The sequence below is a fragment of the bacterium genome (assembly GCA_024226335.1).
Taxonomy (GTDB): domain Bacteria; phylum Myxococcota_A; class UBA9160; order SZUA-336; family SZUA-336; genus JAAELY01.
Genome location: JAAELY010000386.1, coordinates 1 through 21,848, shown reverse-complemented (window position 1 = coordinate 21,848; position 21,848 = coordinate 1). Strand labels below are relative to the sequence as shown.

Sequence of the window (21,848 nt, the reverse complement as noted above, 5' to 3'; positions counted from 1 at the left end):
TATCGCCGTGCGATCACGGTCCCTGAGCTGCCGTGCAGAGGAGTTGGGGTCCCGGAGGGAAGCCTGCGATCGCCCGCGCGATGACTCCCAGGTCGGCAATATTGCAATCTGCGGCGGTTCCGACGACGGAGCAACGGTCTAGCGCACTGGCTGAGAGTGAGGCACCGCCGGGATCGGCCAACGCCAGGCTGAGCATGTCGAAATCGAGTTGCGTCAGGTCATTGTCTTCACTGACATCTCCGCACTGGCAGGCGTCGCCCGTGCCGTCCTGGTTCGTATCTTCCTGCAATGGGTTGTCCACGCTCGGACAATTGTCGCGACCATCCGTGAGCAGGTCACCGTCAGTGTCGGGGAATTGCGGGCAGAACAACCTTCCGCCGAAGAAGACGTTCAAGATGACGGCCACGTAGTCTCCGGAGTCGCAGACGCCTTCGCCCGTACCGTCACAGATCCCCGGTGGGATCGGTCCACCCTGGACGTAGGCATCGATCAGATCGGCATCGTTGGCGCCTACCCAGGAGTTCCCGTTCGCATCGCCGCACTGACACTCATCTCCGATTCCATCTCCATTGGTATCCATCTGGTTCGGATCCGCGAAATCGGGGCAGACGTCGCAGGCATCGTCTATTCCGTCGGCGTCGATGTCTCCGAAATCCCAGTTGAAGACCGCGGGACAGGGGTCTGAGCCATTGGGAAGCAGATCATTGTCCATATCGGGATCGCAGATATCGCCGATGCCGTCGCCATCGAGGTCCTCCTGGCCTTCGTTTGCGATGAACTGGCAGTTGTCGCAGGCATCGCCCCGGCCATCGCCATCGCCGTCCAGTTGATCCGCATTCGCGGTGACATCGCAGTTGTCGTCCCAGCAGGGCACGGTGTCGGAGTCAAAGTCACAGTTCTCAAAGCCCGCGAAGCCGATCGATGTCTTGTAGTCCGGCCAGTTGACGAAAATCGGAGCACTGGCCGTGACCACCCTGCAGTCACCCACCGCGCCGATAGAGGCGGGGCAGGGGTTTGTGCACGATGGACCTTCGCAGCGGATGCGCGCGTAGATCGCGCCCGGTGCCAGCGGAATCTCTCCTTCGAAAATGCAGGTGTCCAGGCCGTTCACATCGTCGAGTGTGCAGCCGCATTCGGCGGTCGTGGTGTTTGGGTCGTCGTCGCACGTAGCGAGGACGGTTCCGGATTGATTCACCAGGTCGAGTTGGTGAAAGCGGTAGCTGTTTTGCGGAACGCCCGGAACGACGTTATTGGGGTCATTCGTGGCCCGCACTCGAACGTGACCGCTTCCGTCGCCTACGTCCAGAAGATCGCCCATGCGCGCGGCGGGCGTGATGCAAACGCCATTGAGATCGTCCCACTCGTCGCAGGATTCGATCTGAAGAACCGGCTCGTGATGCTTGGCAAAGTAGCAACGCCGATCCTTCATTGAGTCGATTACGCCGTTTCGAGTCAGGGTATCGACCCAGCACAACGTCGCCCCTCGTTTCGTGTTGGGGAGGCTGTTCAACGTACAGGAACCGCCGGGATTGTTGTGAGTGTCGGTGCCGCATGCGGGGAAAAGACGGTATCCCTTCTGCAAGGCCTCTTGATAGGAATCCTCCCATTTCGCCCGATGGGAGTTTCCGAGTTCAATGCCTTGAACGAAGTCGTCGCTGAATCCACCGGGAGCCGTGATGGGATGAAGCGGGACCGCGTTCATGTTCCCAGGGTGCGCCTGGACGATGATCGCGTTGTTCTCGTGGGCCCAGAGAAAGAGATCGTACTCGCTGTGGCAGAATTGCGAATCGTTGACGATCACTGGAGGGGTGCCCTGCAGGATCGGGCCACAGACGCGGTCGGTATCGCCCGGGATGATGACCGTCTTGTGACCGCCTTCACCGGCGTCACTACCGCTGATGCTTCCGACTTGGGTCGTGAACTCGCGCCCCGAAAATGCCACGAAAGTTCCCGGATTATTGCGTGAGTTTGCCGCGCTCGACATCGACATGGGTTCGCTCCACGGATTCGCGGGAGCCACGAGCGATTGACCGCTCACGTAGTCGAAGAAACCGTTTGGATTGGGCTCGAACGAGTAGCCTGCAAACCTCGGATCGGGCACCGAGAAGCTGTTGTTTGGATCGATCCACCAGCTATAGCCCGGGCTGTTCGGGTCGCCGCTGAGCAGGTGCGTGTGGTGCGCGATATTGCCCCAGTCGTAGCCCCCGCTCGCCATCGCGTCGTAGACCGCATCGGGTACCCCGTACTGATGGGCCCCGCAGGTATCGCTGGCCATGATGGCTGCGGAGTAAGCCGAAAACGCGTGCTGGTGTACGTCGCCCGCTGCCAGTGTCAAGGTTTGATAGGTCGGGAGCGTAGTGGATCGGGCGATTCCCGGAATGGAGACGAGGCAGAGCAGGAGGACTGCTCTGATGTTCATTTTGCGCTCGCCAGGATTTCGCGGAACCTCGAAACCAGTTCCTGGAACTCCCGCTGCAAACGCGTCGGAATCCGGTATCGAGTGATTTCGAGAATGCTCTCGAAGTACCAGAGCTGTTGCTCCGGCGTCGAATTGAAGTGATCCATGTGCTGAAAACCCCGATCCTGAATGTCCATGAGTGTGGAACTCAGGTTGTGACACTTGTCGCAAAGCGTGACTAGCAGGCTGCGGTCAGGGGCGGACTTCAGGTGTTCCAGATACTCGGTCTTTCGCTGCATCCAAGGTCGTTTCTGCTTGGGATGCTCGCCTGGCAGGGTATCGGTGCAGTCGCGCACGATTTCAGCGACGGACTCGCCGAACTCCTCGTAGATGAGTTCGTAGCTCACGTGCTCCGAGTCCTCAATCGCATCGTGAAGCAGCGCCGCGATCGACTGATCCAGGTCACCACCGCTTTCCTGAACACGCCCCGCCACTTGCAGGAGGTGGCTCGAATAGGGAACCGCGCGGCCCTTCCGTTGTTGCCGGGCATGGACGTCTAGCGCAAAGGCGAAAGCATCGATGAAGCGCTGGCGATCTTCTGGAGTCACGCAGGGAATATAGCCGAAACGATCGCTTCGGGGCGGGTTCTCTCAACTCGACAGCGCGAGTCGTCTCGGAGAGAATACTTCCATGAGCTTTGAAACCCTGACCGTGGAACGAAAAGACGCGATCACCTATGTCTGGCTCGACCGGCCCGAACGTCGCAACGCACTGAACACACTGGCGCTCGAGGAGATCTGCGCGCTATTCACGGAACTCCAAAGAGATTTCGAGACGCGCGTCGTCGTTCTCGGCGGTCGTGGAAAGTCTTTCTGTGCCGGGGCGGATCGCCGAGATCCTCCGGGTGTTGCGCGAATGAGTGCTGCATCAGGAGCGAGTGATCGCGAACGCCGCTATGCATCGCAACTCGGACGGCGCGCTTGTGCGGCAGTTCTCGACCTCGAAGCGGCCACGATCGCGCGGGTACACGGTCACGCAGTCGGCGGTGGTCTGGCGCTCGCACTCGCGTGCGATCTGCGAATCGCCTCAGACGATGCCGTCTTCCACATTCCCGAGGTCGATCTCGGCATTCCGTTGGCGTGGGGAGCTACACCGCGCCTGATTCAAGAGATTGGTGCATCCCGGGCTCGCGAGTTGATCCTGATGTGCGATCAAATCCAAGCTGTTGAAGCCGCTCGCCTCGGGGTCGTCCATCGAGCCGTTCCGGTGGCTGAACTCGACTCTGCCGTCGACGCCTGGGCCCGCCGCATTGCCGAGAAGCCGGAGGTTGCGGTTCACATGACCAAGACCCAGTTCCGGGCCTACAGTCAGAGTTCGCCGCTTGGAGATGCCACCGAATCCGATGGAGATTCGCTGATGTCTGCATCGCGAAGTGCGGCAGCCCGCGCGAGTTTTGAGCGAGGCGACTGACGCGGAGGCGATCGTGAAGATCAGCGAGATTATGGATCTCAAAGACCCACGCGTCGCGGATTACCGCGGGGTCCGGGATCCGGAGTGGGTGCGGGAAAGGGGCCTCTTCATTGCCGAGGGGCTGAAGGTGGTGGAGATCCTGCTTCTCGAGTCCGATCTCGGGGTTCGCTCGCTCCTGACCACGGAGAACGCGTTTCGTCGACTCGAGCCCGTTCTGGGCGGCGCGAGAGCCGATCTCGAGGTCTTCCTGGCGGACGGAGTTGCGTTGCGGTCGATCGCGGGCCACGAAATCCACCAGAATTGCCTGGCGATTGGCGAAAGACCCGACGATACGCCGATCGAGGGGCTGCTGAAGAAGATCGGCGACGGCGCCCGGCGGCTTCTCGTGCTCGATCGCGTGACCAATCCCGACAATATCGGCGGTCTGTTCCGCAACGCGCGGGCTTTCGGTGTCGATGCGGTGCTGCTCGGTCCGGGCTGCGCGCATCCGCTCTACCGGAAGGCAATTCGCACTTCCATGGGAAGTTCATTGCTCGTGCCTTTCACAGGCTTCAACGATTGGCGCGATACCATTGCAGAACTGCGCAAGGCGGGTTTCGCGTGTCTCGCCCTGACCCCGGCGCAAGGCTCAGACGATCTGGCCGGACTCGAGCGTGGATCGGTTCCCTCACGCTATGCGCTCCTGCTCGGGCACGAAGGCGAGGGGCTGCATCCGCAGGCATTGGAACTCGCGGATCGATCGCTGCGGATCGCCATCTCAGAGGCGGTTGAGTCGCTGAATGTGGCGACCGCCGCCGCAGTGGCGCTACACGCTCTGGGCAGTCCTGCTGCTGCCTCCGAGTAGTCGCCCGTCGAACCCGACCCTTCAGTCCTCCATCAGCGCGCGCATGCTGTCTCGTCGCTCGCGCGGGATGCGTCTGGGTCGTCCGGAATCGTCGACCAGGGCGTGATTTGTCGCGGCGGTGGCCAGGAGTTCCTCGCCGCAGCTTACGATGTAGGCGATCCGCAGAGATGCGCCGCGAAGCTTCTCGATCCACGCCGTGATCTCCAGGATCTCATCGAAGTGAGCTCCGCGCTTGTAGGCGACCTCGACGCCGGTCACTGCAAAGTGCAGCCCCTGGTCGACCCATTCGCGATACGCACGGTCGTGTTCGTCGAGGAACGCGACCCGGGCGAGTTCGAGATAACGAAGGTAGTTCGCATGGTGAACGATCCGCATGCCGTCGGTGTCAAAAAAGGGTACGCGGTAGCGGAGCGTCGAAGTCTTTGCACCTGGAGGTGCTGTTGCTGGTAGATCGGGCACGTGCAGAGTGTTTCTTTAGAGTACTTCCCGGTCAAGAGCTAGAATATGGCCATATGCTCCATGTGAACGACAGACTGAAGATTCCACTGCGCGAGTTCCAGTTCTCTTTTTCGCGCAGTTCCGGTCCCGGCGGTCAGAACGTGAACAAGGTCAACACCCGGGTCACGTTGCGCTGGTCGATCAGAGACAGTCCGAGTCTTCCACCCGCAGTCCTCCGACGCTTCATGCAGCGCTACGGGAGACGAGTGACGCAAGAGGGCGAACTGATTGTCACGAGCCAGCGCTTTCGCGACCAGGGGCGAAATGTAGCTGACAGTCTCGAGAAACTGCGCGAGATGCTCGACTCGGTCGCTACGGCACCGAAGTCACGAAAGAAGACGCGCCCGTCCAGAGGTGCGGTCGAGCGCCGTCTCAAAGAGAAGCGAGAGCGCTCGCAGCGCAAGCGCCGCCGCCGGGAACCGATCGACGACTGACCTGAAGAGGCTCCCCGGCGACCAGCGGGAATTCCGCTCTCTCCTTTTTGGACTCGCAGTATGCGTTCTGGCGCAGCGGTCCCCGAGCGAAGATCTGGACCGGTTCATTCACGGGTTCCGTCTTGCGGACAGACGGAAGGCAATCCCCTCGGCGTAGCCATCGAGACGCCGCTCGATGGCCACGGCCAGTCCCACATCTTCTTCCTGTCTCGCAGCCTTCCAGGCTCTTTGGCCCAGGGCAAGCGCCTTTTGGGGCCGTCCCGCTTCCATCAAGGCCATGGCGAAGACGTCGAGTTCCCAGGCCTCCGTACAGGTTCGGTACGCACACGCCCGTTGGACGAGTCGCAGCGCTCGGGAACCATTGCGCTGGCTCTCCTCGGGGTGGGCCGCGAGCAGACGCGAGAGGCGCAAGAGTGAACCCCGCTGCCCGGGATCAATCCCGAGTTGTTCGCGATGCCACTCCATGGCTTCGTCGTACTCGCCGTTCATCTCGAGTGCCCACGCCAGGTGGAAAGCGCCGTTTCGAATGCTCGGTCGCAATTCAAGTGCATGGCGCAACTGCTCGGTACCGCGCCTGAGATCGCCAGTTCGCACCAGAGCCCAACCGTAGTTACCGAGGACGCGCGGGTCATTCGGATCGAGCCTCAACGCCACTCCGAGATGGATGATTCCGAGATCTGGGCGGTTCTTCGCAACCCAGGCAATTCCGAGTTCGGTCTGCGCCAGTGTGTTGTCTTTGGTCGAATGTACGGCGTGTCCGAACAACTCGATCGTGTCTTTCCAGTGCTGCGCCTGCGCGTGAGTCGTTACGGAGAGTGTCGCCGCAAGGCAGAGTCCCGCAAATGCAAGCCAGCGATCGCGCACCAGAACCCCGGCGCTCAGCGCCACCCGAGAGGTCAGCCATACCACGATGATGCCGAGCCCGATGATCGGAACGTACATATAGCGGTCTGCAAGCGACTGGCCGCCGACCTGCACCAGCCCGATCGTCGGGAACAACAGGCCGAGAAACCAGAGCCATCCAACCAGCAACCAGGCCTGATTCCGTCTCTGGCGCAAGGCCAGCGCAGTGATCATCATCAGTGCGATGAGTGCACCGGATACCTGCCAGACGGGCCAGAAGTCCGGGTACGGGTAGAACACCACCAGGTCCTGCGGCCAGAAGAACTTCCCCAGGTACCGGACGTAGGCGACGATGGCATTGGCGACCCGCGAGGGAAAAGGCGTTGCAGTTGAGATTGCGGGCCACTGGGTGAAGACCGTGATCAAAGAGATCGCCAGGGAGAGGCCAAAGTAGGGCGACTTTTCGCGAACCAATGAGCGAAGACGGACCGGGACCAAGCCTTGTGTTCGCCCGAGTGGCCACACGTCGAGCAGAAGCAATGCGAAGGGCAGGGTGACCAGCATCGACTTCGAGCCTAGACTCAGGCCGAAGGCGGCTAACGACGACGCGTACCAGTATCGGCTCTTTGTGCGCGCGAAGCGTACGTAGCAGCTGATCGCGCCAAATCCGAAAAAGCTCGACAACAGGCTCTTGCGCTCTGCGATCCAGGCCACTGTCTCGACCTGCAGCGGATGCAACGCAAAGAGTATCGCCACGAATGCGCTGCATCCGCTGCTTCCGGTCAGCTGAATCAAAAGGGCAAACAACAGGAGCGTGTTCGCCGCATGAAAAGCCAGGTTCACCGCGTGATGTCCGCGTGGATCCAACCCGAAGAGTTCTACATCGAGCATGTGCGAGAGCCAGGTGACGGGATGCCAGTTGCCTCCGCGGGTCTGAAAGAACGCCCAGTGCACGTCCTCGCTTGACCAGCCGCCGGTGACCCTTGGATTGTCCGTTACGTAGACGTCATCGTCGTAGTCTACGAACTCGTTCTCCCATACCGGCGCGTAAGCGATGAGGATCGCGATGATAAGTAGCAATCCGATCGCGAGCCGCTTGAAGGATTCGTGATATCCGCTCAAGTGCGCTTGGGAAACAGCGGAGACCGCAGGAGTCCCCAGTGGGCCAGCCGGAACACCAGGCCGGTCCACAGACAGCCGATTCCGTAGCGGATGCTGCGTTGTAGATTGATCGACGAGGCCTCTGGAAAGTACATTGTCGGGCAGCTGACCTCAGCGATCGTGTGCCCGAACCAGAGGATCTGCGCGAGCACCTGATTGTCGAACACGAAGTCGTCGGAGTTGCGATCGAGGGGAAGGCGTTCCAGAACCTCTCTCGAGTAGGCGCGATAACCGGTGTGGAACTCGGAGAGCTTTGAACCGAGCAAGAGGTTTTCGACAAAGGTCAGGGCTCTGTTCGCAATGTATTTCCAGAGCGGCATATCGCCTTGGAGTGCGCGTCCTCCGAGAATCCTCGAGCCGAGTACGCAGGGATACAGGCCATTTCCGATCATCGAGGCCATCGCCGGGATCAGTTGCGGCGTGTACTGGTAGTCGGGGTGGACCATGATGATGATGTCGGCGCCTTCCTCGAGCGCTGCCGAATAGCAGGTCTTCTGGTTGGCCCCGTAGCCGCGGTTCTCGGCGTGTGTGTAGACCTTGGTGTCTCGCAAACTCTGGGCGAGTCGGGTCGTTTCGTCGGAACTGGCATCGTCGACCACGATCACCAGGTCGACAATATCTTGCTCCATGACCTCGTTCCAGGTCCGGAGAAGAGTGCTTTCCGCGTTGTACGCGGGCATGACGATGACGACCTTCTTGTCGCGATACACGTGGATCCTCCCGATGCGCCGCCGATTATACGGGCTATTCGAGCAGGCGCTCCCGGAGGCGGGAGATATTCCCGGCACTGAGTCCCAATCCATCGTGCAGGTAGGCTTCAAAGGACCCGAAGCGCTTGTCGATTTCATCCAGACCGGCTTCGAGATACTCCCGCCGCACGCCCAGTACCGGGCGGATTTTTTCCGGGTCGGCGCGGAAGAGCGAGAAGATCCGGATCATGCGGAGACTCTTTTCGGTCTCTGCGGCGATGTAGGTGTTGGTCAAGAGGAAATCCTCGAAGACAGTTTCTCGATCGACTCCGAGCGCCAACAACAAGATTGCCGAACCAAAACCCGCCCGGTCTTTTCCCGCAGTGCAGTGAATCACGGCTGGCAGGTTTCCGGGCTCAAGGAGATATTCGAACATCTTCGCGTACTGTGCAGTGAAACGGCGAGCGAACTCACGATTCGCGTTGACGAGCATCTGCGCCAGATCGAGGCCCTCGAGATCGCCCGACAGGATGCGATCGCGCAACATTTCGGGGTCGAAGGACTCGTCGTAGATTGCCAGCTCCGCGACACTGGGACGGTCGCGCTCAGGTAGACGATCGGGCGCTGCCTCGCGCTCTTTCGGACTGCGAAAGTCGCAGACCAGTCGCAGCTTGACGCGCGAAACATAATCGAGATCGCTATCGCTGAGTTCCCCGAGTGCGTCGGAGCGGAACATGACTCCCCAGCGCACACGTCGGCCATCCTGTCCGCGGTAGCCGCCCAGATCGCGAAAATTGTGTGCGCCTTCCAACGGGAGCTTTCGTTCGGCCACACGCAGCGGTTTCGAGCCAGGGGCTGCGATCTCGAAATAGAATCTCGTCGCGGGATCGAGCCCTGAAATTCGTGCCCGCCCATTGACTAGAGTTGCCACCGGCTTCGCGCGATTGAAGCTTCCCGGAACCGTTCCGGCGTACACGGGAATCTCGGCACTCTCGGGAGCCACCCGCCAGTGAATGACCAGGCTATCGTCGGACTCGCGCTCGACGACTGGGTCGTCCGTGTCCAGATAGCTGCGGTCCACCGGATCCGCACAGGCCAGTAGCATCGTCGATACCAGGATCAGGACTATTGGTTTCACGCGCTTTTCAATCTCTTCAGATAGGCCCGTTGCACGAAACAGGCTCGAAAACCGAGCGCCGCGTACATATGCCTGGGTGAGTCGTCGATTCTGGCTCCAATGGCCACGGAGTCCGCTCCGCGCGTGCGCGCGTCCGCGACGGTGTGCGCGATCAATGCGGTTGCGATCCCTCGATGTCTGAAGGCGGGTAACGTGAACAGGTCCTCGACTTTTCCGATTCCGTTGTTGCCGGGCCAGGAGGAGAAGTAGGCGCAGTCCACACCGTCAGCGCAAGCAAGCCAGGTAAGTACATCGGGAGTCTTCGCGCGACGCCGTTCGAACAACTGCTGTACGACGTCGATTCCATAGGGCTTCTGGCCTTCGCGGGCAGTGCTTTCGTCGATGTCAAGTTTCGTGAGTTCGAGTACGACGTTCCAGTCTGTCTCGCTCTCGACGAGTCGGATCGCAACGGGTTCTGGCTTCGCGCGAAGCTCGTCTTCCAGCAGGAGTTCCAACTCTGAATTCAGTTCGTAGCCCTCCAGTACGAGGCGAGCTTCAAATGACTCGGGTGTCAACGGGTCGAGCACGAAGCGCCGATGCGTCAAACCTGCGAACTCGATTTCGACTTGCGCGAGTACGGCCTCGATCTCGTCTTCACTCGAAGCTCGCACGCGGCTGGCGTAGTTTGCGTCGTGAATGAGCGGCGCATCGGGACTCGTGACCAAACGGAAGAGGGGAGTGTCCTGCACCTGGTTTCCCAGGGCTAGATAGTCGTCCCAGCCCTGCGCAACTCGTAGCGGGATTTCTCGATCGGGTTCTCTGGCGTCCATTGCTGCAAGGGTCTCCCGTGAGGTGCGGAGGGTCAAACCGGACCGTGTCGTTATACTCACGACATGAAGCGAGTTGCAATCGTCACCGGAGTGAGTCGACGTTCGGGTATAGGATTCGCGATCGCTCGCCGACTTGCCGATCTCGGATTGAAGCTCTTGATCCAAGGCTGGTCGGTCGACGACGAGGCGACACTGGCCGATCCAGGGGGAACCTCAGCAGTCCTGTCCGAATTGCGCGAAGCCGGGGCGATGGTGGAACACTGCGACGCCGATCTCTCGGATCCCGACGCTCCCACCAGGGTCCTGGATGTTGCGATGCAAGCCTTCGGGCGAGTCGACGTCCTGGTTGCCAACCACGCCTACAGTCGAAACGGATCGCTCGCAGAACTGACGGCGGAGCAGATCGATCGGCACATGCAGGTCAACGTGCGCGGTTCGTTGCTCCTGGTGAAGGAGTTTGCAGACCGACACGACGGGAGCGAAGGCGGTCGGGTGATCCTGCTGACGTCCGGCCAGCATCGAGGTCCGATGCGCGGTGAACTGGCCTACGCAGCATCGAAGGGAGCGCTGCTGCAGATCACGGCGAGCCTCGCCGACGAACTGGTCGAGCGCGGCATCACGGTGAACACCGTGAATCCCGGCCCAACGGATACCGGCTGGGCCAGCGACGAGATGAGCGCCGCGATCGCTGGGCGCATGCCGATGGGGCGCTGGGGGCAACCCGATGATGCTGCACGCCTGATTGCCTGGTTGAGTACGGAAGACGCACGCTGGGTGACCGGACAGGTGATCGACTCGGAAGGTGGTTTCCGCCGCTGAGATTCGAGAGATGCCTCAGTAGGACGTGATCTTCCGGCGCTGCCCTGTGTCAGATAGGCGAGGGTTGGAATCCAGATCCCTGTTTTCCGCGCCGACGCGTGCTGTGGTGCGCCGACGCGGAGAACACAGTGTTAGTGCCAACCGTGGCGTCGACCACTGCGCCAGCCGCGGTGACCGTGGGAGCGTTCCGCGAATTCTGCGAGTTCGGCGCGCTGCTCGGGCCGCAGTACGTCAGCGATGTCGGCAACGGTCGTCGTGATGCGACGAGATACCTCATCGAATTTCTGAAACTGCTCGCTGCGGATCCGCTCGAGTGCCGCGCGATCGACGTTCTCGGCTGTTAGTTCCGCAACCAGCGCCTGTTGTACGGCCTCGTGTTCTGCGTGCATCCCCTGCATATCGCTCAGCGAACCCGCGAGAATGGCCTTCACCCGGGTGCTCTGCTCCTCGTCTGCGTCGAGCTTGTCGAGGATCCAGTCAGCAGCGAAATCCATGTGCTCCTGCATTTCCTCTGGTGAGTCGTGGTTCCCGCGCCCGAAGAGCCCCGCCCGCGCGGCGGCCGAAACTGGCGACAGGGCCAGGCCCGCGATCAATGCAGCCAGACCCACTACTCCGATCAGGCCCGGTTCAATCCACCGGCGGCGCTTGCTCGGCTTGCCATCGGATACGGTGTTCGGATTCTTCGAATCGGTCATGTCGATCCCCTTGGGGCTCGTGGAAGGCTTGAGTGCCTGCCACGTTCCGAAGTATCGGACGCTGCGGTTTCGCTGGCTTTGCGTTCGTGTGAAGTATCGTAAAGCTGCGTGCGGGGGCCCTGGACCGGAGGCTACTGGTCGGCCGGGCGTTGCTTTGGGAAGGTCAGCACGAATTCGGTGCCTTCATCGGGTGACGAGGTGGCCTCGATGGTTCCGCCGTGGGCGTCGACCAGCTTCTTGGAAATGGCCAGCCCGAGTCCCGTGCCACTCTTTTTGGAGGTGTAGAACGGTTTGAAGATCTTCTCGAGGTCGTCTGCATCCATGCCGGGTCCGTTGTCTCGGATGCGGATCCAGACTTCAGTCCCCGCCAGGTTCTCACCACTGGTCAGGTTCAAACGCGGGTCGCTCGTCTCGGCTTCTTCAAGTGCGTCCAGGGAGTTGTTGATCAGGTTGATGATGACACGGCGCAGTTTCTCCGCATCACCCTGCATCACACCATCGCTGTCGATCTCGCGTTGGATCTGGACATCGAGGCGATCGAGTCGATCTCGAACCGTCGCAAGCGCGGAATCAACGGCGTCGCCCATGTGCATCTCGGCCAGAGCCACTTCTTCTTCGCGTGCAAAGCGCAGCAAGTGAGAGATCGATCGTTCTACGCGATCCAGTTCTTCGAGTGCGACACCTGCGTACTCGACGTTGTCTTCGCACGAGGGGTCTTCTCCAAGCTGTTGTACCAGGCTCTTGGCCGCGGTGATCGGATTGCGGATCTCGTGTGCGAGCGATGCCGATAGTTCCTCGAGGCTGCGCGCATGCTTGCCCTCCAGGACCTGGCGCTCGCTCGACACCGTGCTGTGCACCTGGTTGCGCACCTCTTCATCGATCCAGCGCTGCCGTAAGCCCGGCGCGATGACCACGATGAACCAGTGCATGCTCAGACCGATGCCCCATGACATTCCCGTGATCGTGGCCGCGCGGAAACCCGCAACGAAGAACAGGAAGAGGATTACCGAGCAGAACGCCACGAGATGAATCATGACGCTGAGCTTGGCGTTCGCCCGTCTTCGCGCCACCCGGTAAGCGCGCTCCTCGGCCGTCAGTCGGGCGCGCTGACGCTTGGCCTCCCGGTTCTCGTGGTGGTCGTCGTGTCGCTTGGCGCGGGCTTTGTCGCGTCGCCGGTGATTGTGTTTTCGGGCACGTTCGCGCCGTCTCGCGGACTCTTGCCTGGATCGACGCCGGTCCTCTCGGGCTTGTTCGGCGCGTCGCCGGTCGCTTCCATCCGGAGAGGAGTCGGCTACCGATCTGCTACGCGCCTCGCGGATATCCTGCTGAATACGGCGCCGAGCCCGGTCGACCTCGCGCAACGCCCGGCGCTTCCAATCACCGTCGTAACCCTCGTGGTCATGGCCCATGCCGTTGCTCCAGCTGTGCCCCATTTCGCATCTCCGCATTGTACGCGTCCCGTCTCCTGAGATCTCCCCTTGGAAACAGCAAGCACTGTGCCCGGAATAGGGCGGCTCAGGGCCTCGTCTGGCCCGATAGGGCACCGTCGCCCGCAGCTATCTGGTGTCACCTGCAGCGAGCGGGCTGCAGGATCCGACGGCCAGAACGACGGCCAGGCCGACTTCCAATACGACTTTCAGGAGTTGCTGCCTGTATGCTGAGTGTCCTCGAAACTCGAGATCACGGAGAACCGTAATCATGCGTCCCTTTCGCTTCGGCGTTCAACAATCCGAATACCCGGCAACGGGCTGGCGGGAATCGGTGCAAAAGATCGAGTCGCTCGGGTTCTCCTCGGTCCTGATTCCCGACCACTTCGGTACGCAATGGGATCCGATGAGTTCTCTTCCCGCGTTTGCAGCCGTCACGCAGAAGTTGAAATTGGGCGCGCTGGTCTACGACGTCGACTATCGACACCCCGTCATCTACGCAAAGGCCGCGGCGACACTGCACATGATCTCGGGGGGGCGGCACGAGTTCGGCCTGGGTGCGGGCTGGATGGAGGATGACTACCTGCAAGCGGGCCTGGACTACGACCGTCCCGGAGTACGCATCCGCCGGTTGGAAGAGGCGATGCAGATCATCCAGATGATGTGGTCGCAAGAGAGCACGAGCTTCGAAGGTGAGTTCTACAAGATCGACTCGATCGCGCAGGCTGCCAGATTGGCTGATGGCGAGCGGCCCAGGATCCTGATCGGAGGCGGTGGTAAGCGTCTACTCGGAGTTGCGGGACGCCACGCTGATATCGTTGGGATCAATCCCTCACTTCCAGAGGGTCGAGTCATCAATACGACCGCGGCGGATCTGAGTCCTTCACGCGTGCGGGAGAAAATCGGCTGGGTGCGAGATGCAGCCATCCAAGCGGGACGCGATCCCGACGCGCTGGAGTTCAACTCACTGGTCTTTGTCGTGGCCATGACCGACGATCCCAGCGGAATTCGCCAGGCATTGTCTTCGAGCAGTGGAATGAGTGAGGAGGAAGTCGCGGATTGTCCGCTTTTCCTGACCGGCCCAGCGTCGGAAATTCGCGATCGACTCGAGAAGCGCCGCGAAGAGACCGGGATCAGCTACATCGTGATCCAGTCGGGTGATCATCTGGAGTCGTTTGCAGAATCCGTCCTCGAACCTCTGGTAAACGGCGGTTGACGAACCGGTTCCTCGTTCTTGTCCTTCTTCTGGCCCAATGCAGCGTCGCGTTTGCGCAAGAAGAGCCGATCGTGATCGTCCTGTCATGGGATGGCACGCGCCACGATTATCCCGAGCGCGTGGCCACGCCCGCACTGAGTCGCATGCAGCGCGAGGGAGCCCGTGCGAAGCGTCTCGTACCCGTGTTTCCCACAAACACGTTTCCGAACCATGTTTCCCTGGCGACGGGAGCGCCCGTCGATGTGCACGGAGTCGTGGGCAATCGCTTCCTCGATACGGAACGCGGAGCTTTCCGCTATTCGAATGACGCGAGTTGGATCGAGGCAGAGCCGCTCTGGGTGGCGGCCGAACGGCAAGGCGTTCGCGCGGCCGTATTCTTCTGGGTCGGTTCGGAGACCAATTGGAACGGCATAGGTGCGACGCATCGCAAGACGCCCTTCGATGCCAAGATCCCGGAAAGCGAGAAAGTCGATCAGATAGAAGCCTGGCTCGATCTACCCCCGGGACAGAGGCCCGGACTCATCATGTCCTGGTGGAATGGCTGCGATCACGTGGGGCATGCCAACGGGCCCAGAGATGCCGCGATCGCGCGACAACTGGCGGCCCACGATGCCCAACTGGCTCGGCTGCTCGCCGCGATCGACGTTCGAGAGCTCTGGTCGCAGATCACCTTGATCGTGCTCAGTGATCACGGGATGACACGGGCGACGCATTCCGTAGAGGTCGAGAACAGGCTTTCCGAGGCGGGTATCGAAGCCAGTTTTGTCGCAGGCGGTGGCGTCGGTTATGTACATCTCGAGCAGCCGGACCAGGTCGATGCCGCACGGGAAACACTCGACGCGCTGGAGGGAGTCGAGTCCTATGCGAGTGAGGCACTGCCGAAGGAACTGCGCGCTGGATTCGCTGGACGACAGGGGCAGATCATCGTCATCGCCACACCGCCTCATAGTTTCTCGCGCATTTCCCAGCTTCGCGGCTGGCGGCGTTGGTTTCGCTGGTTGGCCCCCGAGGTTGCCGGAATGCACGGCTACCGCGCTGAACACCCGGACATGAGCGCCGTTTTCTATGCCATGGGTCGCGGAGTTGGGCGCGGATCCACGCTGGGTTCCGTGCGAACGCTCGACGTGGCTGCGACGGTCGCCGGACTTCTTGGAATTGAACCGCCTCGTCACTCCGAGGGCAGCCCGATTCCACTCGTAAGTTCTCATCGATGACCGGTGAGCATAGACTGTTGCGGTTTCCACGCATGACAGGGCGGAAAATTGACCTGCCGTCGAGCGGGTGGTACGAATGCCCTTGCGAAATCCACGGGTTAGCAGTTGCCGCCGAGTCTGCGATGGAACTGAAGTCCCGGATTCTACCGATGAAGGAGCAGATCAGATGGTTTCCAACAAGATCCTTGCGGCATTCGCGTGCCTGGTGTTCGTAGCTTCCGGATGCGCGACCGGTTCGGGTTCGGGAATGGACAAGGCGAAGTGCGCAATGATCGGAGGCGTCCTCGGCGCGGGTGCTGGTGTCGTCGGTTCGGGTGCGAATCACGACAATGATGAAACCCGGCATGCCGTTGGCGGAGCGATCGGCGCGCTGGTAGGAGCAGGTCTGGGTTCAATGCTATGCGCGGATTCCCAGGCCGCGACGGAAAAGCGGCCTCCTACGGTCCGTGCAAGTGCGAACCCATCGTCTGGACCGGCACCGCTCACGACGGAACTGCGTGCGGTCGGTAAGGACGACGGTAGCGTCGTGAGTTACGAGTGGGATCTGGGTGATGGCACCAACGCCAAGGGTGCGCGGGTCAGTCACACCTACCAGGAACCGGGTGACTACACGGCTCGAGTCACCGTGAAGGACAATGACGGCATGATCGCTTCGACGGTCGTTCCCGTTCGCGCGGAACGTAAGGCCTCAGCGCCCTCCGCGAAACGCATCGTCTTGCGCGGAGTCAACTTCGCCTTCGACCGGGCTGACATCCGGCCGGATGCTCAGGTCATTCTCGACGCAGCCGCTGAAGTCCTGAGTGAAAACCCGGGTGTCCGTGTCCAGATTGCGGGTCACACCGACAGCGTCGGCACAGAAGCCTACAACCAGGGTCTGTCTGAACGACGAGCGAAGTCGGTGCAGCGTTACCTGGTAGGCAAGGGAATCTCGAGCGGTCGTCTGAGTTCCGTTGGTAGCGGCGAGGCAAACCCTGTTGCCAGCAACAGCACGGACGACGGTCGTGCACAGAACCGGCGAGTGGAGTTGAACATCCAGTAGACGCAACGTCCCATTCAACGGCCCTGCCGTGCGGATCTGTCTGCGCGGCAGGGTTGTGAGATCGCGCCGAAATCACGTTCAAGCGCGCGCATCTCGCTGCCGATGTGCGTTGCAGCGATTGAATCGATTGAGTGGTGCGGATGTCGTTGAAACGAAATCTCTTGCTCTTGACGCTGCTGCTCTTCCTGTCGGCAGGAAGTCTCGGTTTGCTGAGGCCCGCCATGGCTGGTCTACCTGCAGTTTCGGCCTCTCCAACTCCGATACCGGAGCGCGCCGCAGCCGGACGCTCGTTCAGCAAATTCTGCAATACCTGGATGACCAAACTCGCCAGGCGCGAACTCGACAATCGACGCTCGGCCAGGCCGCGACGATCCGGCTCAAAGTGGGTGCTGGAGTACATCGGCTACGCAAAGCATCACGACCGTTGCGAGGCGAAGGCGACCGGAGTAAGCCAGAATCCCTACATCGGGAAGATGGTCTACACGGAGGCCAAGTACAGGGCGTCGGGCAAGACCAAAGAGAGCGTGCGCAACGGCTCGGCGTCGGTCATCTCGCTGGCCGAGACCGAGGTCATGGAGATCTTCCGCTTCGACGGCAAGAAATGGGTCTACTGAGATCCTCTCCGCTCATCACTGAAGCTCTGATGCTGCACCCCGGATCCACCGTTCGGTAGATTCTCGTTCTTCCCGAATGGACGGGCCCCGGCCTCCGTCTCACGGCTGGGTTTTGACTCGAGGGAACTCGACTACCGGAGGGGCAACTGTATGGAGGTCGTCAACGTCATCGCGCTCACGCTGGGAGTCGGCTGGGCGAGTGGTATCAACCTGTACGCGGCCGTCTTCATGCTCGGAGCACTCGGAGCGACGGACAACATCGTACTCCCGCCCGACCTGCAGCTACTCCAGGATCCTCTGGTGCTCAGTGCTGCGGGGCTCATGTATCTGGTGGAGTTCACGGCCGATAAGATGCCTGGTGTAGATACTGGCTGGGATGTGATCCACTCCTTCATCCGGATTCCCGCGGGAGCCCTGCTTGCGGCAAGCGCGGTCGGCGATGTGACTCCCGCCCTCGAGTTCTCGGCGCTATTGGTTGGAGGTACGCTGGCCGCGGGCAGTCACGCGACCAAGGCGGGAAGCCGCGCGTTGATCAATACATCTCCCGAACCCTTCAGCAACTGGACTGCCTCGGTAGCCGAAGATCTCCTGGTCTTTGGCGGGCTCTGGGCTGCGCTCTACAATCCCTGGTTGTTCCTGCTGGGACTGATCCTTTTCATCGCCGCCGCGGTCTGGCTCATGCCCCGCATCTGGCGCGGTTTGAAGCGGGTCTTCCGATTCCTGGCAAAGCTCTTCGGCCGGCCGCAGGCGGTCGCGGAGTCCGTCGATTCGAGCACGCCACCTGCTACGTGACCTCCGACAGCTCGCAGGGGTAGACTGGGCTTCCGCGGGTTGCGCGGCATTCTCGGAGGTCCAATGGAAGTACCGCTGCTCGTAGACGATTTCTTGCGTCGCCCGGCCCAGCTCTATCCCGACAAGACGGCGATCGTCGATGGTGCTCGACGATTCAGCTACGCACAGTATCAAGCGCGGGTGAATCAGTTGTCTCACTCGCTTCTCGAATTGGGTATCGGTCCCGACGACCGTGTCTGCATTCTGAGCCCGAACTCCCACTTCTTCCTGGAGAGCTTCTACGCCACCAGTCAGATTGGCGCGGTCCTGGTGCCGCTCAATTACCGACTGGTCGCTGCGGACCACGAGTACATCTTGAACCACGCAGGGGTGAAGGTCGTACTCGTCGACTATGAGTACACCGAGGTGATCGACGAGATTCGCACCGGTTTGACCTCTGTGGAGCATTTCATCGTCGCCCAGGAACAAGGCAGCGCTCCAGACGGCTGGCTCGATTGGGAAACCCTGATCGCGGGTGCTCCAGATCGACGACCACCCGCGATTGAGCGCGACGAGAACGATCTTGTTTCGATCAACTACACCTCGGGAACGACGGCGCGCCCCAAAGGCGTGATGCTCACCCATCGCAACTGCTACATCAACGCGTACGGTCTGATCGCGCACTTGAGAGTGGCGCATGAAGATGTCGAACTCTGGACGCTACCGATGTTCCATTGCAACGGTTGGGGTGGAGTCTACGCATTGACGGGGATGGGCGGGACACATGTCGTCTTGCGCGCGGTGGATGGTGCGCAGATCTTCCAGTTGATCGCGGACGAGAAAGTCACCTTTGCGTGTATGGCTCCTGCCGTCTTGCGCACGATCCTGGACTATCCCGATCGCGAAAAGCACGATCTCGTGACACGACCCCGCTTTACCGTGGCCGGAGCGCCGCCGCCCGCTGCATTTATCGAACGTCTCGAACGGGAATTAGGCTGGGATTTCATTCAGATCTACGGGCTGACGGAAACGGCGCCGCTTCTTACCGTGTCGGGTCCCGATCACGGTACGGCCCGGGATGACTACGCGCGCCGCGCGCGTGCGGGCGTGCCGGGGATCGGCGTCGAGTTGATCCTGCTCGACGACGAGGACAGGCCGGTTGCGAAGGACGGCGTTGCGGTAGGTGAGGTCTGTGCCCGCTCCAACGTCGTGTTCAAGGGTTACTGGGAGCAACCCGACGAGACCGCGGTCGCCATCAGGGACGGGTTCTTTCACACGGGTGATCTCGCCGTTTGGGACGAGTTCTCCAATATCCACATCGTGGATCGCAAGAAGGATGTCATCATCTCGGGAGGTGAGAACATCAGCTCGCCAGATATCGAAGATGCGCTGTACAAGCACGAAGCGGTCTTCGAGTGCGCTGTCATTGGCGTGCCGCATGAAAAGTGGGGCGAGACGCCGATGGCCCTGGTCGTCCTTCGTCCGGGAGCCTCGCTGAGTGAAGATGAACTGAAGGAGTTCTGTCGCGACCATCTCGCGCATTTCAAGTGCCCGAGCGTGATCAAGTTCATCGACGAACTACCGAGGACCGCCACTGGCAAGCTTCAGAAATTCAAGCTGCGCGAACAGTACTGGGCTGGGCAGGAGCGGCGAGTCCGCTGATGTCGGATCGACTTGAAGGCAAGGTCGTGCTCATCACCGGAGCCGGTAGCGGCATCGGCCGCGAGACGGCTCTTTGTATGTCGCAAGAGCGGGCTCGCATCGTATCGGTCGACATCGATGCAGAGGCCGCCGAAGAGACCGCGAGCGCGATCCGCTCGGCAGGTGCTGAAGCCGCGGCCATCCGGGCCGATGTATCCACTTCGGCCGATTGCAAGGCGATGGTCGAGTTCGCCGAGGACCAGTTTGGTCACCTCGACGTACTGTTCAACAATGCCGGCATCTCACACATCGACGATTCCGATGCAATCGATACAGAGGAACACGTCTGGGATCTGACGATGGCCGTCAATCTGCGCGGAGTGTATCTGGGGTGCAGGTACGGAATTCCCGCACTGCGCCGAGCGGGAGGCGGGTCGATCATCAATACGGCGTCATTCGTCGCTGTCGTGGGCGCGGCGACGCCGCAACTCGCTTACACGGCGAGCAAGGGAGGCGTTCTGGCGTTGAGCCGCGAACTGGCCGTGATTCACGCGCGTGAGAATATTCGCGTCAACGCCCTCTGCCCTGGACCTCTGCGTACCGAGTTGCTCATGAAATACCTCGATACCGAGGCCAAACGTCAGCGACGCCTCGTGCACGTGCCAATGGGTCGTTTCGGAGAAGCGCGGGAGATCGCGCAAGCGGTCGTGTTCCTGGCGTCCGATGAATCATCCTTCGTCACTGGGACTTCATTTCTTGTTGATGGCGGCATAACAGCCGCCTACGTCACTCCAGAGTAGAGGGAGACCTCATGAGCTTGTCGGTTCTGACACTGAACCTCTGGCACAACTCGGGCCCCTGGAAGGATCGATCAGAGCTGATTCGGGGCTGGATCGATCGACTGGAACCCGATCTGATCGGGTTCCAGGAAGTGCTGCGCGGAAAGGACGTGGATCTGGCGGCCGAACTGATCGGCGATCGTGCCTATGAACTCGATTTCGTCGACGCGGTTCCCTTCTGGGGAGATCCCGAACTCCGTTTTGGGAACGCGATTGCGAGTCGCTGGCCGATTACCTCGCGAGAGGAGTTGCGACTCCCGGATCGCGGAGACTGGGAAAAGCGTTCCGCTCTGACCGTGAGCATCGACTCACCCCACGGTCCGTTGTGCTTCTCGAACACCCACTTGCACTGGATGTTCCATCACGGCGTCACTCGCGAGCAACAGGTGGTCCGTCTGTGTGACCAGGTGCTTCGCCTGCGCGATCAGAACGGATTCCCCCCGATCATCGTTGGCGACTTCAACGCCGAGCCGGAGTCGGATGAGATCCGCTATATGACCGGTCTTCATTCCATCGATGGTCGCAGTGTTGCCTTTCACGATGCCTGGAAAGTGGCCGGGCAGGGGGATGGGACGACCTGGTCGAATCGCAACACGTATGCGAGCAAGGAACTCGAACCCGATCGCCGCATCGATTACATCTTCACGGGCTTTCCGCTGCGCAACGGCGTAGGCCACCTGGAATCGTGTCGCGTCGTGTGCGATGAACAGGCCGGTAACGTCTGGCCAAGTGATCACTTCGGCGTTTTCGCACGCCTCCGAACCGAGCCGTTCTGAGTCACCGGGTGTCGCCACGGATTGCGCTTGTGCTCGCCTCGCTCGTCTTCTTGTACCTGTTCCCGTACAGCCAGAAACTCAACTATCTGAACGAACGCCCGCGAGTACTGCAGCGGGAGTGGCGAGTGATGAACGGATGGTCGATCGATCCGCTCTTCGGAGGCCTGGCCTTCGCGTCCCTGATCGCGATCGTCGGCGTAACACAGGCATATCCCATGGTGCCTGCGAGCGCGGCCAGTCTTCCCGATGGGGCGCTTCCGATGTTCCAGAGCGGCTACGGCGTCCAGAACCTGGGGAACTGGCTAGGGAACCTCTGCACAGGGAGGCTGCGACTGCGAAGCGCGATGCATCCGCCTGCGCTGCGTCGCGCGACCCTCTGCAGATCTACGGATCTGCGATCGGATCACGCTTCTTGCTCAGGCGGCGACTCCCGCTTCTCGCTCGATTCCTCCCTGTGCGAAGATTCCCTAGGGCTCGGTATGTTCAGTCTGTGGGTGCCGGACGCCTATGTAT

Annotated in this window: 22 protein-coding genes; 13 read left to right on the top strand and 9 right to left on the bottom strand. The window is 60.9% G+C overall.

Annotated features, from left to right (window positions below):
- Positions 1-13: 13 nt before the first annotated feature.
- On the bottom strand, positions 14-2,419 hold the full coding sequence (locus tag GY725_19600; GenBank protein ID MCP4006390.1) for a hypothetical protein: 2,406 nt from the start codon (positions 2,417-2,419) through the stop codon (positions 14-16).
- Positions 2,416-3,006 carry an HD domain-containing protein gene (locus tag GY725_19595; protein MCP4006389.1) on the bottom strand — a complete coding sequence of 197 codons (591 nt, stop codon included), beginning with the start codon at positions 3,004-3,006 and terminating at the stop codon, positions 2,416-2,418. The genes GY725_19600 and GY725_19595 overlap by 4 nt, the downstream gene beginning before the upstream one ends.
- Before the next feature lie 82 nt (positions 3,007-3,088).
- Here GY725_19595 and GY725_19590 point away from each other — a divergent pair, with 82 nt between their 5' ends.
- Positions 3,089-3,868, top strand: coding sequence for an enoyl-CoA hydratase/isomerase family protein (locus GY725_19590; GenBank protein MCP4006388.1), 780 nt, complete (start codon positions 3,089-3,091; stop codon positions 3,866-3,868).
- 13 nt (positions 3,869-3,881) lie between these two features.
- Positions 3,882-4,712, top strand: coding sequence for an RNA methyltransferase (locus GY725_19585; GenBank protein MCP4006387.1), 831 nt, complete (start codon positions 3,882-3,884; stop codon positions 4,710-4,712).
- Between the two features lie 21 nt (positions 4,713-4,733).
- On the opposite strand, the gene GY725_19580 is transcribed toward GY725_19585, so the two are convergent.
- Complete coding sequence (locus GY725_19580; protein ID MCP4006386.1) at positions 4,734-5,171, bottom strand: acyl-CoA thioesterase; 438 nt, start codon at positions 5,169-5,171, stop codon at positions 4,734-4,736.
- 53 nt (positions 5,172-5,224) lie between these two features.
- On the opposite strand from GY725_19580, the gene arfB reads away from it, so the two are divergent.
- Complete coding sequence (gene arfB / locus GY725_19575) at positions 5,225-5,644, top strand: aminoacyl-tRNA hydrolase (GenBank protein MCP4006385.1); 420 nt, start codon at positions 5,225-5,227, stop codon at positions 5,642-5,644.
- A gap of 108 nt (positions 5,645-5,752) precedes the next feature.
- Here arfB and GY725_19570 read toward each other — a convergent pair whose 3' ends face one another.
- From GY725_19570 to GY725_19555, 4 genes are read right to left on the bottom strand one after another with little or no spacing between them, the layout of a single operon-like run.
- Positions 5,753-7,609, bottom strand: a complete 1,857-nt coding sequence (locus GY725_19570; GenBank protein MCP4006384.1) for a hypothetical protein — start codon at positions 7,607-7,609, stop codon at positions 5,753-5,755.
- Entirely contained in the window at positions 7,606-8,358 is a 753-nt protein-coding gene (locus GY725_19565) for a glycosyltransferase family 2 protein (protein ID MCP4006383.1), read from the bottom strand. The genes GY725_19570 and GY725_19565 overlap by 4 nt, the downstream gene beginning before the upstream one ends.
- Before the next feature lie 34 nt (positions 8,359-8,392).
- Positions 8,393-9,475: a tyrosine-protein phosphatase gene (locus tag GY725_19560; GenBank protein ID MCP4006382.1), complete on the bottom strand. Its 1,083-nt coding sequence runs from the start codon at positions 9,473-9,475 to the stop codon at positions 8,393-8,395.
- A complete protein-coding gene (locus GY725_19555; protein ID MCP4006381.1) occupies positions 9,472-10,284 on the bottom strand; it encodes a GNAT family N-acetyltransferase in 813 nt (270 codons plus the stop codon). The genes GY725_19560 and GY725_19555 overlap by 4 nt, the downstream gene beginning before the upstream one ends.
- Before the next feature lie 63 nt (positions 10,285-10,347).
- Here GY725_19555 and GY725_19550 point away from each other — a divergent pair, with 63 nt between their 5' ends.
- Positions 10,348-11,103 (top strand): SDR family oxidoreductase, encoded by a 756-nt coding sequence (locus GY725_19550; GenBank protein ID MCP4006380.1) that lies wholly within the window; start codon positions 10,348-10,350, stop codon positions 11,101-11,103.
- Between the two features lie 131 nt (positions 11,104-11,234).
- Here GY725_19550 and GY725_19545 read toward each other — a convergent pair whose 3' ends face one another.
- The gene (locus GY725_19545; GenBank protein MCP4006379.1) at positions 11,235-11,798 is read right to left on the bottom strand and encodes a Spy/CpxP family protein refolding chaperone; all 564 of its coding nucleotides are present in this window, start codon (positions 11,796-11,798) and stop codon (positions 11,235-11,237) included.
- Between the two features lie 131 nt (positions 11,799-11,929).
- Positions 11,930-13,231: a HAMP domain-containing histidine kinase gene (locus tag GY725_19540; GenBank protein MCP4006378.1), complete on the bottom strand. Its 1,302-nt coding sequence runs from the start codon at positions 13,229-13,231 to the stop codon at positions 11,930-11,932.
- A 265-nt stretch (positions 13,232-13,496) separates the two neighbouring features.
- On the opposite strand from GY725_19540, the gene GY725_19535 reads away from it, so the two are divergent.
- The 9 genes from GY725_19535 to GY725_19495 form a co-directional block, all read left to right on the top strand.
- The gene (locus GY725_19535) at positions 13,497-14,441 is read left to right on the top strand and encodes a TIGR03621 family F420-dependent LLM class oxidoreductase (protein MCP4006377.1); all 945 of its coding nucleotides are present in this window, start codon (positions 13,497-13,499) and stop codon (positions 14,439-14,441) included.
- Positions 14,438-15,655 (top strand): alkaline phosphatase family protein, encoded by a 1,218-nt coding sequence (locus GY725_19530; GenBank protein ID MCP4006376.1) that lies wholly within the window; start codon positions 14,438-14,440, stop codon positions 15,653-15,655. The genes GY725_19535 and GY725_19530 overlap by 4 nt, the downstream gene beginning before the upstream one ends.
- 166 nt (positions 15,656-15,821) lie before the next feature.
- Positions 15,822-16,694 (top strand): OmpA family protein, encoded by an 873-nt coding sequence (locus GY725_19525; protein ID MCP4006375.1) that lies wholly within the window; start codon positions 15,822-15,824, stop codon positions 16,692-16,694.
- Positions 16,695-16,834: 140 nt separating this feature from the next.
- Positions 16,835-17,308, top strand: a complete 474-nt coding sequence (locus GY725_19520) for a hypothetical protein (GenBank protein ID MCP4006374.1) — start codon at positions 16,835-16,837, stop codon at positions 17,306-17,308.
- Positions 17,309-17,458: 150 nt separating this feature from the next.
- Entirely contained in the window at positions 17,459-18,100 is a 642-nt protein-coding gene (locus tag GY725_19515) for a DUF4126 domain-containing protein (protein MCP4006373.1), read from the top strand.
- Between the two features lie 63 nt (positions 18,101-18,163).
- A complete protein-coding gene (locus GY725_19510; GenBank protein ID MCP4006372.1) occupies positions 18,164-19,741 on the top strand; it encodes a long-chain-fatty-acid--CoA ligase in 1,578 nt (525 codons plus the stop codon).
- The gene (locus GY725_19505) at positions 19,741-20,520 is read left to right on the top strand and encodes a glucose 1-dehydrogenase (protein MCP4006371.1); all 780 of its coding nucleotides are present in this window, start codon (positions 19,741-19,743) and stop codon (positions 20,518-20,520) included. Before GY725_19510 ends, GY725_19505 begins: the two co-directional genes overlap by 1 nt.
- 11 nt (positions 20,521-20,531) lie before the next feature.
- A complete protein-coding gene (locus tag GY725_19500; GenBank protein ID MCP4006370.1) occupies positions 20,532-21,335 on the top strand; it encodes a hypothetical protein in 804 nt (267 codons plus the stop codon).
- Between the two features lie 8 nt (positions 21,336-21,343).
- The coding region (locus GY725_19495; protein MCP4006369.1) for a hypothetical protein at positions 21,344-21,848 on the top strand (505 nt) is incomplete at its 3' end.